The sequence below is a fragment of the Anaerophilus nitritigenes genome (assembly GCF_004138215.1).
GTDB lineage: Bacteria > Bacillota > Clostridia > Peptostreptococcales > Thermotaleaceae > Anaerophilus > Anaerophilus nitritogenes.
In genome coordinates this window covers 55,186-70,084 of the sequence record NZ_RYYS01000009.1, presented here as the reverse complement: position 1 = coordinate 70,084, position 14,899 = coordinate 55,186, and the positions used below count along the sequence as shown (strand labels likewise).

The 14,899-nt window shown below is 28.5% G+C and carries 13 protein-coding genes and 1 riboswitch; of the genes, 2 read left to right on the top strand and 11 right to left on the bottom strand.

The window, feature by feature from the left end:
- Positions 1-41: 41 nt before the first annotated feature.
- The 4 genes from EK368_RS00795 to EK368_RS00780 all read right to left on the bottom strand — a co-directional run bounded on the left by EK368_RS00795 (position 42) and on the right by EK368_RS00780 (position 5,081).
- Positions 42-1,298, bottom strand: coding sequence for a GGDEF domain-containing protein (locus tag EK368_RS00795; protein ID WP_165000268.1), 1,257 nt, complete (start codon positions 1,296-1,298; stop codon positions 42-44).
- 109 nt (positions 1,299-1,407) lie between these two features.
- Positions 1,408-1,496, bottom strand: a riboswitch (cyclic di-GMP riboswitch).
- A gap of 293 nt (positions 1,497-1,789) precedes the next feature.
- Entirely contained in the window at positions 1,790-2,440 is a 651-nt protein-coding gene (locus EK368_RS00790; protein ID WP_129595824.1) for a response regulator transcription factor, read from the bottom strand.
- Positions 2,441-2,521: 81 nt separating this feature from the next.
- Positions 2,522-3,580 carry a putative periplasmic lipoprotein gene (locus tag EK368_RS00785; protein ID WP_129595823.1) on the bottom strand — a complete coding sequence of 353 codons (1,059 nt, stop codon included), beginning with the start codon at positions 3,578-3,580 and terminating at the stop codon, positions 2,522-2,524.
- Between the two features lie 94 nt (positions 3,581-3,674).
- Positions 3,675-5,081, bottom strand: a complete 1,407-nt coding sequence (locus tag EK368_RS00780) for a sensor histidine kinase (protein WP_129595822.1) — start codon at positions 5,079-5,081, stop codon at positions 3,675-3,677.
- A 219-nt stretch (positions 5,082-5,300) separates the two neighbouring features.
- On the opposite strand from EK368_RS00780, the gene glsA reads away from it, so the two are divergent.
- On the top strand, positions 5,301-6,218 hold the full coding sequence (gene glsA / locus EK368_RS00775) for a glutaminase A (protein ID WP_129595821.1): 918 nt from the start codon (positions 5,301-5,303) through the stop codon (positions 6,216-6,218).
- A 61-nt stretch (positions 6,219-6,279) separates the two neighbouring features.
- Here glsA and EK368_RS00770 read toward each other — a convergent pair whose 3' ends face one another.
- The 4 genes from EK368_RS00770 to EK368_RS00755 form a co-directional block, all read right to left on the bottom strand.
- A complete protein-coding gene (locus EK368_RS00770) occupies positions 6,280-7,383 on the bottom strand; it encodes an alanine racemase (RefSeq protein ID WP_129595820.1) in 1,104 nt (367 codons plus the stop codon).
- Between the two features lie 136 nt (positions 7,384-7,519).
- Positions 7,520-8,110 (bottom strand): DNA-3-methyladenine glycosylase, encoded by a 591-nt coding sequence (locus tag EK368_RS00765; protein ID WP_129595819.1) that lies wholly within the window; start codon positions 8,108-8,110, stop codon positions 7,520-7,522.
- Between the two features lie 11 nt (positions 8,111-8,121).
- Positions 8,122-8,568 carry a methylated-DNA--[protein]-cysteine S-methyltransferase gene (locus EK368_RS00760; protein WP_129595879.1) on the bottom strand — a complete coding sequence of 149 codons (447 nt, stop codon included), beginning with the start codon at positions 8,566-8,568 and terminating at the stop codon, positions 8,122-8,124.
- 90 nt (positions 8,569-8,658) lie between these two features.
- Positions 8,659-9,528: a PhzF family phenazine biosynthesis protein gene (locus EK368_RS00755; RefSeq protein ID WP_129595818.1), complete on the bottom strand. Its 870-nt coding sequence runs from the start codon at positions 9,526-9,528 to the stop codon at positions 8,659-8,661.
- A gap of 153 nt (positions 9,529-9,681) precedes the next feature.
- Between EK368_RS00755 and EK368_RS00750 the strand changes: the two genes are divergently transcribed.
- Entirely contained in the window at positions 9,682-10,323 is a 642-nt protein-coding gene (locus EK368_RS00750; RefSeq protein ID WP_129595817.1) for a lactate utilization protein, read from the top strand.
- 61 nt (positions 10,324-10,384) lie between these two features.
- Here EK368_RS00750 and EK368_RS00745 read toward each other — a convergent pair whose 3' ends face one another.
- From EK368_RS00745 to EK368_RS00735, 3 genes are all read right to left on the bottom strand, one after another.
- Positions 10,385-11,713, bottom strand: coding sequence for a DUF3298 and DUF4163 domain-containing protein (locus EK368_RS00745; RefSeq protein ID WP_129595816.1), 1,329 nt, complete (start codon positions 11,711-11,713; stop codon positions 10,385-10,387).
- Between the two features lie 94 nt (positions 11,714-11,807).
- Positions 11,808-13,229: an NAD(P)/FAD-dependent oxidoreductase gene (locus EK368_RS00740; protein WP_129595815.1), complete on the bottom strand. Its 1,422-nt coding sequence runs from the start codon at positions 13,227-13,229 to the stop codon at positions 11,808-11,810.
- A gap of 141 nt (positions 13,230-13,370) precedes the next feature.
- Entirely contained in the window at positions 13,371-14,879 is a 1,509-nt protein-coding gene (locus tag EK368_RS00735) for a SulP family inorganic anion transporter (protein ID WP_129595814.1), read from the bottom strand.
- Positions 14,880-14,899 lie beyond the last annotated feature (20 nt).

The following is a 14,899-nucleotide window of genomic DNA, read 5'->3' as shown; positions in this document are numbered from 1 at the left end:
GTGATTTATATTTACAAATCTCAAGAACCGTCCTTGATTTTTTAAAAATGAACTGTTTTTTGAATCAAAATATTTTGTTCCATTTTTTTATTATATATTTTGTAATTGTTTCTCCCGTTATTTTTTGCTTCATACATAGCTATATCTGCCTGTTCTAAAAGATTTTCCATAGTTGCTCCATGATGTGGAAAAATTGAAATTCCTATACTACAAGTTACATATATTTCTCGTTTTTTTATAAAGAAAGGTTTAGAAAATACATTTAAAATTCTATCAGCAATTTGTATTACTTCATCTTCAAAACAAAAACCATCCATTAAAATCATAAATTCATCTCCACCGATCCGAACTACTAAATCATTTTTTCTTATACTTTGTTGTATTCTTTTTGCTACTTTTTTCAAAAGTTCATCTCCTGCTGCATGTCCTAGTAAATCATTTGCAAATTTAAATTTATCAAGATCTATAAACATAACCCCTACCATTGTTTTTTCATCTCTTGCTTTCTCAAGGATACATTTTAGCTTTTCATTTCCATACCTTCTATTTGGTAGATTCGTAAGACAATCATGATAAGCTAAATACTCTATATTTTCTTTATCCTCTTTATGAGCACTTACATCTGATATACAAAGAAGTAAATATTTTTTATCAAAAACATAAAATATTTTCAGATTTAGGTCTACCCATTTAGATCCCAATTTTTTATTTTGAAGTATCACTTTTTCATTTCCATTTTTAAAATAATTTTTTAATTGCGTTTGATGCATTGTCATAGCTATTGACTCTTGAAAAATTTCGTCTATACATTTTCCAATTAGTTCTTTTTCCTGTAAAAAAGAATTGATTGTATCATTATACTCTATTACTGTTAAATCTTCATATCTAAATACTAAAATTCCATCTTTTATATGATCGAATCTCGTTTTGTCAAATAACTTTCTTTCAATCATATTACATTCTGTTTTAATTCTTCGGCGGGTAATCATATAAAAAATAATAAGTATACATAAAGTATAAATAAAATATATATCTTTTCCAATTTTTATGTATGGAACCATCAAAATTCCTGCTATATTTATGATAAAAGTAATTCCTGTATAAAAATTTACATCTGTCATATTGTGGAAAAAAGAAAATCCTACAGAAATTCCTAGTAAATATAAAAAACAGCTCTCCCAAGAACAATAATTTTTTATACTCCATATAAACAAGCCTACATTTAATAGATATATAACACCCATCCATATGTATTTCTTACAGGCCTTATCTTTTTCTGTCCACAAATTTCTTTTCAATGAAAGCACCCCCTTGTTGATGTTTTTCATTTTCTGGTTCATATAAAATAAAAAGACCCCTATGATGTAGGCGCCTTTCTTTAAAATGGCAATTCATCTACATTCATGCTTTGGTAACCTGGCAATCATAGAAATATAAATTTCCTTAGACCCATGGCTTTGCGTCCTTATTTTTCAATAAGTTTGCTATTGACTACATGATATTTTAAGGTTAAAGACCTATATATTTTAGGTCTTTCTTCCTATTACAAATTTCTTCCTTTATTTCAAAATTCCTTCTTTTTTTCAAAATTTATTTGATTTTATATTATATATATGATATTATTATGTTTTTATTACAAACTACCATTCTAGCATGGTAATACTATATTAAAGTAAACTATTAGATAGGAGTTACAGTATATCGTTTAATAATAAAAAGTATAAGGTATAACCTTATACTTTTTATTATTAAACGGTATTCAAATTTTATATTAAAAACTTTTCCCCTATTATATTTCTAATCTGTATCCAACTTTATATACAGTAGTAATTTCTTCAAATAAATCTAATTTTTTTCTAAGCTTTTGAATATGCATATCTACAGTTCTTGTTTCTCCTATATAATCATATCCCCATATTTTTCGAAGAATTTTTTCTCTTGATAAAGCAATCCCTTTATTTTCTACTAAAAGTATTAAGAGTTCATATTCTTTTAATGTAAGATCTATATTTTCATCATTCTTTTTTACGATTCTCTCTTTTAAATAGATATTAATATTTTTAAAAGTAAGTTCTTCTTTTTTTGTACATCTTCTTAAAACTGCTTCTACTCTTGCTAAAAGCTCTATAGATTCAAATGGCTTTATAATATAATCATCTGCTCCCATTTTGAGTCCTTTTACTCTGTCAGATAAATGATCTCTTGCTGTAAGAAAAATCACAGGAATACCCAAATGATGAATATTTTCCATAATAGTATATCCATCTACTATAGGAAGCATTACATCTAGTAAAATTAAATCAAAGTCTTCTTCTTTTATAATCTCTAAAGCCTTTTTTCCATCATACACTTGTCTAACTTTATATCCTACCATTTCTAAATTTAATTTAATCAAATCTGAAATAGCTTCATCATCCTCTACAATTAAAATGATTCCCATTTTTTACACCCCTAAAAATAATTTCTTAATTTATTATATAACTTTTTTAAAAATAGAAAAAGTATAAGGAATTTCCTTATACTATTTAAAAACAATCACATATACTTTTTTTTCTATATCATCTATATATAACTCAATTTTTTTATTTTTATAGGAAAAAGTAAGATATTTTACATATTTCTCAACAATTTTCCCTTCATATTTTGCACCTTTTATACCTACTTTTTCTAAATATTTCATAGCAATTTCTTTTTCTTCTTCTTCATTCATTTTTTGAGTAGGCTTTTTCAAATCTTTTTCTAATCCTTCTACTAATACTAATTTTCCACTTTCAGCATCTACTTGAGCACCATATGTAATATCTTTATAATCAAGCTCACCTTCTACATCCTGCCAATATATAAACCATGTATTTCCGTCTGTATCTCCGTATGTATTATCTACTAAATTAATGCTTTCTGTAAAATCATTTCTATTTATTTTTTTATCAAAATACTTTTCTACCCCCCCTATAGCAATAGATATAGCTTCTTCTTTTTTTACTTTTACATCTTGATTATTAAAATTTTTCCCTTTTGTATGATAAAGATCTACTACCTTTTCATGATCTAATTTAATATATATATGGTTACCTTCTTTATAGTGAAATTTAAAGCTAGAAATTTTTCCATCTTCTCCTGCACTCCATAACTCTAAATTTTTTGTATCTTCTACTATATTATTTTCTTTTATAAAATCTAGTGCTTTTTCTTTTTCTTCTCTTAAATTTATTTCTCTGTTTTTTTGTTCATCAATGGATTTTGTATCTGCCATTTCTACAATTTGTCCTGTTTTTGTATCTATACCTACTCTATATTTTTGCTTATCCTTTTCATCTACCCAAACAACTCTCCAATAATCATTTGTCCAAACATAATCATCTTTCTCCATTAAAATAGTTTTTACAGTTAACCCATTTATATCCATATCTCTTTTAAAGTATTTTTTATAACTGTCCTTAGCATTCTTTATAAGCTCTTCTTGATTTACATTTTCTTCTTGTTGTACTTTTTCTGTCATCACTTGATCTTTAGGAATCCCTTGTGTTCCACAGCCTGTAAGTAATGCTCCTACTAATAATGCAATCCATATTTTTTTCATTTTCTATACCTCTCTTTCATAGTTATATCTACAATGAAAGAATAACAAATCTATTGATACAAACCTTATCCAACTTGTAAAAAAGTTGTAAATTTTAATCAAATATAATTTTTATTATAGTTCCTTTATCGAAAGTACTCTCAATTTCTAAATTTGCTTTATGTAGCTTTGCAATTTCATTACATATAGAAAGTCCTAATCCTGCTCCTTCATTTTTTCTACTTCTTGAACCATCTCCCATAAAAAATGGTTCAAATACTTTTTTTATATCTTCTTCTTTTATTCCAATTCCTTCATCTCTTACTTCAATGATTATTTTTTCATTTTTTTCATAAAGCTTTACATAAATATTACTTCCTATTTGGGATGCCTTTATTCCATTATCTATTAAGTTTCCAATTAGATTTTTCATAAGGTCTTTTTCAACTTCTTTGTACAAATCTTTGGTCTCAATGATCATCCCTATATCTTTTTCTTTGAGACGATACTTTAAAATTTTTTCCACCTCTAATATAATTTCTTTTAAATTTTCTTTTTTCATGATGAAATTTTCATTCTTCAATAAAATCAAATTCATCATTTTTGAAGAAAGCATCTCTAGTCTTTTTCCCTCTTGATAGATATAATTAAGTCCCTTTATATAAATTTCTTCATTATATTTTGTAGATCTTAGAAAATCTGCATAACCTATGATAGAAGTAAGAGGTGTTTTTAATTCATGAGTTAGGTTGTCTATAAATCTTTGTTTTTCTTTTGTATTTTTTTCCAATTCATTTATTTTCTCATCTAGGTTATCTGTCATTTCATTAAACTTCTTTGCAAGTGTCCCTATTTCATCTTCTCCATAAATCTCCACCCTATTTGAATAATTTCCTCTTGTGATATCCTCTATAGCATCTATAAGTTTATAAATAGGTTTTGTAATATATCTACTCATAAAATACATGCTTACACTCATAAAAATAAACATTACAAGTTCCAATTGAAATAAAAATTTGTATTGCTTATTTCTTTCTGCATATATCTCTGTAATATTTCTAATATATGTAAATTTGAGAGGCTCTTTCTTGATCTCTACCATATTTGTAACAAATAAATAAGTTTGATCCTGTAGATCCCTTATAATATATTTTCTTCTATTCTCAAGAGGATTTTTTAATTCCTTTCTTTCTCTGTTTATTCTAAAGTCTACACTAGTAAAAAATATATCATTGTTTTTATCTAAAAGCTCTACATATATTTTTTCATCATGAAATTTTTCTAAAAAATTTCTGATATGATCATATAAAAAACTTTGTCCAAATCTTTCATCTTCATAAATCCTATTTTCTATAATCATATTCATACCGGAATAAATGCTTAAATGTTCACTAAGAGTCCTTTGAACTTCCCTTTTTAAGTCTGCTTGATGGCTATTTTCTATTAAAATAACTCCTCCTATATTTAAAATTATTACAAATAAAAGAAAATTGTAAATAAAAATCCTCTGCCAAAATTTCATTGTAATCATCCTTTGCAATAAAATCTTCTTTAATATACCATAGTTTTATATTAAAATGTGTAAATAATTTTATATTTTAACCCAGATTTAGATTTATTTTATAAAATTGGTAAAATAGTTTGACATATGCATTTTATTTGTTTTAAAATTGTATTGTGCAAATATTTAATGTATCTCATTATTTTTCATATTATTTTTCAGAAACCGAGGTGATTGCAAGTGCAACAATTATTAAATCAAGTTATCGAGAATAATAAAGGTTGGATAAAAGAAGGAAAAGTTGCAACTTACATCCCAGAACTTGCAAAGTCAAATCCAAATGCTTTAGGAATTTGCGTATTTGATTTAGCATGTAACGAATTTTGTGCAGGTGATTTTGAAACAAAGTTTACAATGCAAAGTGTCTCTAAAGTAATTACTTTAGCATGTGCACTGATGGACAAAGGAAAAGAAGCTGTATTCTCAAAAGTAGGCTATGAACCTTCTGCTGATCCTTTCAATTCTATTGTTCGACTAGAAACTAAAGATTCTCACAAACCACTAAATCCTTTTATTAATGCAGGTGCAATTGTCTGTACCTCTTTAGTTGCTGGTGATAATGGCACCCAAAGATTTGATCATGTACTTCAAATGATTAGGGTTATGGCAAACAATCCAACTATTGATATTAATGATCATGTATATCAATCTGAAAAACTTACCGGAAATACAAATCGTGCCATTGCCTATTATTTAAAAGGAGCAAATATTATCAAACGAGATGTAGAAGATGTATTAGATGCCTATTTTAAACTATGTTCTATAGAAGTTACTGTGAAAGATATAGCAAAAATTGCATCCGTCATTGCCAATAGAGGAATCATCCCTTGGTCTGGAGAACAATTTCTTCCTAAATGGGTATGTCAAATTGTACAAACGATTATGTTGACATGTGGACTTTATAATGCGTCTGGAGAATTTGCTGTAAATGTAGGTACTCCTTCAAAAAGTGGTGTTGGTGGTTGTATCATGTCTGTTGTTCCAAAGAGAATGGGGATTGCAGTAGTAGGTCCTGCTCTTGATGAGAATGGAAATAGTATAGGAGGTTTGAAAGTTTTAGAAGAGCTTTCAAAAAAAATTCATTTAAGTATCTTCTAAAAAAATATATAGAAGAATAGATAAAAAATTAGCATGTTGCTGTAGCAACATGCTAATTTTTTTATCTATATACCTTATGTACAGAATTAGATCCACTTAAATACAACATAGGTGGATAATACATAGTAAAATCTACTATATCTCCAAGCTTTATATTCTCCTTACAATCATGAATATCTATAATTAAATGGTCACTACTACTTCCAACAATCTGTACTCCTTCCATTTTAGGAATTAACTTATCATCAAGAGCAAAGTCTTGTTTTCCTATCGCAAGCAATGCTCTTTTTCTTATTCCTTTATCCTCATAGGTAGGAGAATTTCCAAATGCATCAATAAAAATTTCTCCAATAGGATGAGTAGGTTTATTTTTCACTTCTACTACTTGTGCCTTTAGTACAAATGTATCTTGATGCATTGAACTCATATCATATCCCCAAAATTCATCTAAATCTTTAGCAAGTAATACCCCTTCTCCTATTCTGAGATTGTTTATTTTATTAGGCATATCTCCATCTAATAAAAGAGGAATAGAGCTTGTTGCTCCTCCAGATATAATCTCTAATGATCTATTGATTTTTTCTTCAATACTTTCAGCAAGATCACAAAGTTTCCCTAGATTATCTTTTGTAGGCTTAATAGATCCATAACAGCCTAAATTTGTTCCTATTCCTCCTAATTCTACATATTGAAGTTTTTCCTCTACATATATTGCTAATTCTATTAATTCGTCTTCTTCAAAAACTCCTTCTCTTAAATCTCCTAAATCAAACATTAAAATAACTTTATGATGCTTATTTTGCTTTTTACATTCTTTTTCTATTCGATCTAAAGTTTCTTTTTCTGAATTCAAACTAATATCAACATATTTTACCAATTCTTCTATCTCACTAAACATAGGAATTCTTATAAGCATCATTGGACTTTTGATCCCATATTCCTTTAACCTTATAATTTGATCCATACGAGAATCTGCTATATACTTACATCCTGCTTCTACAAATTGATCTACTACTTTAGGAAGTCCATTAAATCCTTTTACCACTCCTGCTATTTCTATCCCTTTTTCATTGCAAAGGTCTACCATGTATTTTACATTATCATAAATCTTTTTTGTATGTACTTCAAGCATAGGATATCTTTCAGTTTCTACCACAGATTGCATATTTATACATCCTCCTTTATATCATCTTGCTTTTTTCAAAACGTTTTCTTCTGATTTCTTATAATTCCATTTTTTCTTAACATCATTATAATATATATTCATTTTGACTTCTACAATCATTTATAAAAAGGATTCATTAATTTTTAGATACAAATGAATGATCCTTTATATAAAATCTCCAAAGTTTATCTTTATATTCCTCTGCATAATCTATATTAACTCTCTTTGTAGAAACAATTTCTATTTTTTCATCATTGTCTTTTATATAAAGCTCATCTCCACTAATCATATCATATCCATTCAATTCTTTTGTAATATGTAGAGCCTTACAAAGCTTTCCTGGTCCATTTGTTAAATCCTTTAATTTTTTAGACTTTATTTTTCTATTTTCTTTTAATATTTCAAATTCATTCAAAGGCTCTACAGCTCTTATAAGTACTGCCTGAGGCTCCTCTTTCTTAGCAGCTACAATATTTAAACAATAATACATGCCATAAATCATATAAATATAGGCATATCCTCCATCCCAAAACATGACTTCTGTTCTTTTTGTTCTTTTATTGTTGTATGCATGGCATCCTTTATCTTGCGGCCCTATATAGCTTTCTGTTTCTACGATTTTGCATTGAATCAAACGGTCTCCTATCTTTCGTACTAATATCTTTCCTAATAGATCTTTGGCTAAATTCAATGCATCTTTTCTATAAAAACTTTCATCTAACTTCAAAATACTACCTCCTAAAATCTTTTTTCGTGTTCAATTAACCATTTTTTTCTCCAAAGTCCTCCTGCATATCCAGTAAGTTTTCCATTCTTTCCAATCACCCGATGACAAGGAATCATAATGCTTATATTATTTTTGTGATTTGCTCCTCCTACAGCTCTGACAGCGTTCTCATTTCCTATATGTTTTGCCAATTCTTGATACGATGTAGTCTTTCCATAGGGTATTTCTAATAATGCATTCCATACTTTTTTTTGAAAGTCCGTACCTTCTATATAAAAATTTATATTAAATTTTTTCCTTATCCCATTAAAATATTCATCTAATTGCATATATGCGTTTTCTAAAATTGAAACACTCTCTTCAAGTTCTCTCTTCTCCTCTACAAAATGAACAGCCATAATACATTCTTTTGTTCCTATAATTTCTATGATTCCAATAGGAGAATCATAGTATTTCATATATTTTTTCAAATGATATTCACCCTTTTTGCTTTATTGTATCACAGGAGTTTCATATTAAACAATAAAAGAGCAACACTGGGCTGCTCTTTATATCTCATATATTTTCTTTTGAACTCCTGCTGCACTTCCTCCTACTTTAACCCCTTTGATCTCTTGATCCTTTATTATAAGTCTTGCTCTTATTTCTGAGGGTTGATTCATAGAATACCCTTGCTCAAATATCATCTCTTTTGCTTGATTTTCATCAACTTTCTTATACTTAAAAAGATAAGTACTTAAAGCTCCATTCGACGTGCCTGTAGCAGATTCCTCTAAAATATCATATAAAGGAGCAAAGTTTCTACAATGAGCAGTGCTATCTAATTTTGTTTCTAATGTAAATACATGATAACCTACTACGTTGTATTTTTTACTAATTTGTGTAATTTTATCAAAATCAGGTTTTATATGAAGTAGGATATTTAAATTTTTCACTGGTACTAAAATATCTTTAAGACCTGTAGATACAATTTGTATAGGCAGATCGTCTAAAATATCTTCTTCCTTTATATTTAAAGAATTTGCGATTTCTTTTTTATCCATAACTTCTAAAAACTGTGGCAGAGGTTGATTCATTAAAATACTATTGTTTTCATTTACTTCAATATTTAATACACCCGCCTTTGTTTCTTGCGTATATTTCCCTGATTTTATGATACCTTCTTTTAATAATACAAAGAAAGTTGCAATGGTAGCATGACCACATAAATCTACTTCCTCACTAGGAGTAAAAAATCTAACCTTAAAGTCTGCTTTATAAGATTTTTGAACAAAAGCAGTTTCAGAAAATCCAACTTTCTTAGAAATTTCTTGCATCAAATCTTCTGATAGATGATCTGCATGCAAAACTACTCCAGCAGGATTTCCTCCATCCTCTGTTTTTCCAAAAGCATTTATCGTATAAACCTCTACTTTCATACAATCCCTCCTCTAATATATATATTTATTATAGAATAAAGTATTTGTTTTTACCATGAAATGATTTGTTTTATGAAATTGATTTACCATATGGTTCATGATACTATGAATGTATCTTTAAAAAAAATTTCATTTTACAAGGAGGGTACTTGTATGGATCAAAGTGTAAAATGGGTTATTGAAAAAAAAATCGAAAGAACAATTGAAGCTTTGAAAAAAAACAACATGGAAGGATATTTCGTAAAAGATGAAAAAGAACTTTTAGACAAACTATCAAGTTTACTTCAAAAAGGAGAGACAATATCTGTGGGAGGTTCTGTCACACTTTTTGAAACAGGCATTATTGATCTTTTACGTAGTGGACAATATAACTTTTTAGATCGATATGAAAAAGGTTTGACAGAAGAAAATATCAAAGAAATTTATAGAAAAAGTTTTTTTGCAAATACTTATTTGACAGGTACTAATGCAATCACAGAAAATGGAGAGCTTTATAATGTAGATGGTACAGGAAATAGAGTGGCTGCCATGATTTATGGTCCTGATCAAGTTATCGTAGTGGTAGGATTTAATAAAATTGTAAAGAATTTAAATGAAGCCATAGAAAGAAACAAGCAAATTGCAGCTCCTATCAATGCAAAAAGACTCAAGAAAAAAACTCCTTGTGCTTCTACTGGTGTCTGTATAGATTGTACTAGTCCTGAAAGAATCTGTAATGAATATACTTTGATCAAGCGCCAAAGAATCCAGGGAAGAATTAAGGTATTTATTGTAGATAAAGAATTGGGTTATTAGATTCAAAAATTGCAGCTATATACAGCTGCAATTTTTATTTTAGTTAGATTGTTGTAAATTCCTAAAAATCTGTATTCATATATGGCATTAATTGATCCTTTGAAACACCAAATTCTATGAAAGAAGTGGCACTATCATCTAGTGGCATGTAATAGAAGAAAACTTGATCTGCTTTGAAATAAATTCTTATTCCTTCTGCTTCTAATTCTTCTAATCCATACACTTTTGCTTGACCATTTAATATTTTCATTACTTCCTTTTTAGATTGCTCCCCTTTTTTAATAAAATTTTCAAAATCAATTTCACTTCCAGATTTTTTCATATCTAAGTTTACACTATATTGAATATTTATATCTTTTCCTATTACCTTTCCTGTTCCTTCAAAAATTACACTCAAAATCTCGTTATTCATCTTTGTAATTTCATAGTTAATATTTATATCTTTATATCCATCTTTTTTATATATTTCTACTACTTTTTGTAAACTTTGATTTATATAATCTTCTTTGAGTTCCCCTTTACAATTTTTAATTTGAGGATAAACAATTTTTATATTATGTGCTTTATCTTCTACTACTTTCTTTTCTATATCATAATTTAAAACTGGAATTATATTTGTATCCTTTAGTATATTTTCTAAAGATTTTAAAGGAATTTTAAACTCTGGTTCTCCACTAGCTCCTGGAGCAATTTCATATTTTGAAAAACATACAACTATATTTCCATCCTCTATGTAAAAAGATTGTGTGTCTGAAATAGATTTGAATCCTTCTTCTCCATCAAAATAAATTCTCTCTTCTGTACTTTGTTGTTCTTTGATTTGCTTTTTAATTTCTTCATTAATTACTTTTTTATAGTCTGCATTTTCTTTAAATAAATCATTTATTTGAATCGCATTATATTCTTTTAAATCTACATTATAACAATCTGTTCTAGGAGTTCCATGTGCTCCTCCAGTATACATATAAGTTTGAACAACTAGAGAAAATACTCTGTCTTTTTCTTTCACACTATAATCTACAAACAATTCATATGGTTGCATTTCAAACCCTTCTTTAGCCATTTCTTCATTTTCTTTTACTTGCTTTTCTACTTCTTCTTGATCTTTCATAGCATGGCTTAAAATAATATCATTCAATTGATCTTGATAATGTGTATCTTTCATTCCTTCTATAACAGGAATTCTCATCTGAACGTTTCCAAGTTGATTGTTAACTTTTATTTCCTTTGCTTTTACTTGTATATTTTGATTTTGTTGCTCTTGTATAGATTGTGTAGAACCTGGCTTTTTGATAATATTTTTTTCTATAGAATCAGACATAGCAAAAGAAATTCCTCCTATAACTAAACATCCTACAATTCCTAATGGTATTACTTTCTTCTTATTCATAATAACTCCCCCTCAATGAAATCTTATGTATTCATCATAACAAAAGAAGTAGGAAAATTAGTTACATAAGAGTTACAAATTTCTTTACAAAAGGTTACATATTAAATTCAGAGCTTTCTTTATGAATGTTCTGTCCCATAAGCACACCCATAACAGATGCCATCATAAGACCTCTTGTCCATCCACTAGAGTCTCCTAGAGTATATAGTCCCTCTATATTTGTATGAAAGTCTTGATCTAAATCAATTCTATTGCTATAAAACTTAATCTCAGGCCCATAGAGTAATGTTTCTGTACTTGCAAAGCCTGGCACAACTGTATTCATAGCTTGAATAAACTTGAGTATATTCATCATAGGTCTATAGGGAATAGCAGAGGTAATATCTCCTGCTACTGCATCCAATAAAGTAGGGACTACATTGGATTGATTCAGTTCATGTTGCCAAGTTCTTTTTCCATCTAATATATCTCCATACCTTTGTACTAATATTTTTCCGTTTCCTAACATATTTACAAGCTCTGCTACTTTTTTTCCATATTCTATAGGTTGGTTAAATGGCTCAGAAAAGTTATGAGAACTTAAAATAGCTAGATTTGTATTTTCTGATTTTTTGTCTTTATAAGAATGTCCATTAACAATGGCTAAATCATGGTCATAATTTTCCTGGCTTACAAAACCTCCTGGATTTTGACAAAAAGTTCTCACTTTATTTTTAAATGGAGCTGGATAACCTATTAATTTAGATTCATACAATACATTATTTACTTTTTCCATAATCTCATTTCTTACTTCTACTCTCACTCCAATATCTACTGTTCCTGCACTATGACCAATACCATGCTTTAAACACATATCCTTTAACCAATCTGCCCCTTTTCTTCCTGTAGCAATCACAATCGTATCTGCATAGATCATCTCTTTATTTTTCTTTGTTTTAGAATCAGCTACTTTTATTGCTTTTATCTTTTGATCTTGTATCACTAAATCTTCTACCACAGTTTCAAACTGAATATCAATTTTATGATCTAATAAATAATTTTGTATTTTACAATAAATTTCTTGAGCCTTTTCTGTTCCTAAATGTCTAATAGGACAATCTACTAATTTTAAACCTGCTTCTATTGATTTTCTTCTAATATCTTTAATGGCTTCATTATTTTCTAATCCTTCTACTTTAGGATCTGCCCCAAATTCAAGATAGATCTTATCTGTATATTCTATGTATTCTTGTGCTTTATAACTTCCAATAAGATTTGGCAAATCTCCTCCTACTTCGTAGCTTAAAGATAGTTTTCCATCTGAAAATGCTCCTGCTCCTGAAAACCCTGTTGTAATATGACAATAAGGTTTACAAAGAACACATTCTTTAGTTTTTTCTTTAGGACAATATCTTTGTTCTATTTTCCTTCCTTTTTCAATCATTAAAATGCTCTTACTAGATTTTTTTCTTACTAATTCTAATGCAGTAAATATTCCTGATGGGCCTGCTCCTACTATGATTACATCATACTTCAAATGGATCATCTCCTTTATACAGGTAAATATTTATCTTCTTCATTTTTAAATGATTCTCATGACAATAAAATCTTATCCTATTTTTTAAATTTTTTCAATCTTCTTTATATAAAAAAAACAGCCTCTTATGAGACTGCTTTTTTATACTGTTTCTGCTAAATTTTTTGCATATTCCAATGCATTTCCTATTCGGTTTATGGATACATCTTTTTCATCTTCTGAAAGAACCTCTATTGCATAAAGCATATCTAACATATTTTCTTTTACTCCTGCTAAAATTACCTTCTTTCCTTCTCTTTCTAACCCTTGCTTAATGTTTTTAAGAGATACTGCTCCTGATATATCAATTACAGGCATATTCATAAGATTGAGTACAATAATATCTGCATCTTCTACTTCCATTTCTAATTTACTTGTTATTGCATGAGAAACTCCAAAAAATAATGGCCCTTCTATGGTATAAGATACAATATTTTTATCATAATTTCTATCATCTACTTCATATTTTTTAAGATATACATCTCCCATACTCATTACAAAATAAAACATAGAAAGCAATGTTCCAAAAGCTACTGCAATCGTTAAATCTGCAAAAATAGTTAAAAGAGTAGTAATAACAATAACCGTTCCTGCTTTTTTAGAAGCAAAAGTAATTTTACGAGTAGCATTGTATTGAATCATTTGAATAGCTGTACCCATTAAGATTCCTCCTAATACAGCAAGAGGAATTTTTGAAGCTAAAGGACTAAATTTCAAAGTAATCACAAGTAATATAAGTCCATGCAAAGTTCCTGATAATCTAGTTCTTCCTCCTGCATTGACATTTACTACAGATCTTACAATAGCCCCTGTTCCAATGAGTGACCCGAATAGAGCTGCTACTGTATTTCCTATACCTTGTCCAATAAGTTCTCTATTGGAATGATGCTTTGTTTTTGTCATCTCATCTACTACTAAAGATGCCAATAAAGATTCTATGCATCCTAATAAAGCTAATATAAAACCTGATTGAATAATATCTGTAATTTCGCTAGATTTAAATACAGGTATACTGAATTTAGGAAGTCCACTAGGAATAATACCTACTAAAGCACCTGATGGTATAAAATAAAGACCTACTATCGTTCCTGCAATCAGTGCTACTAAAGAAGCTGGAACCTTTTTGGTAATGAACGGAAAAATCAACATCACAGCTATTGTCACCAAAGCTAAAATTGGACTTTCTTTAAAATATCCAATCATCTTTAAAAAAATTAAACATCCTATTCCATTGGTAAATCCTACAATAACAGGTCTAGGAATCAAGTGAATATACTTTCCTAACTTTAATACTCCTATTAAAATTTGAAACACTCCTGCTAATACCATGGCAGCAAATAATGCTTCGCTTCCATACTTTTCATATAATTCAATGAGTACAACGGTCATAGCTCCTGTTGGTCCATTTACTTGAGCTGGAGTACCTCCAAATAAAGTAGATAAAATTCCTGTGATAATAGCAGAATAAAGACCTGCTTTTGCACCTGCTCCAGAGGCTACCCCTAAAGCTAATGCTAATGGTAATGCTACAACAGATGTTGTAAACCCTCCCATTATATCTCCTTTTAAATTTTTAATATCATAGCTTAAAAATTTATTATTACTTTTCAACGAAAATCCTTCTTTCCTTA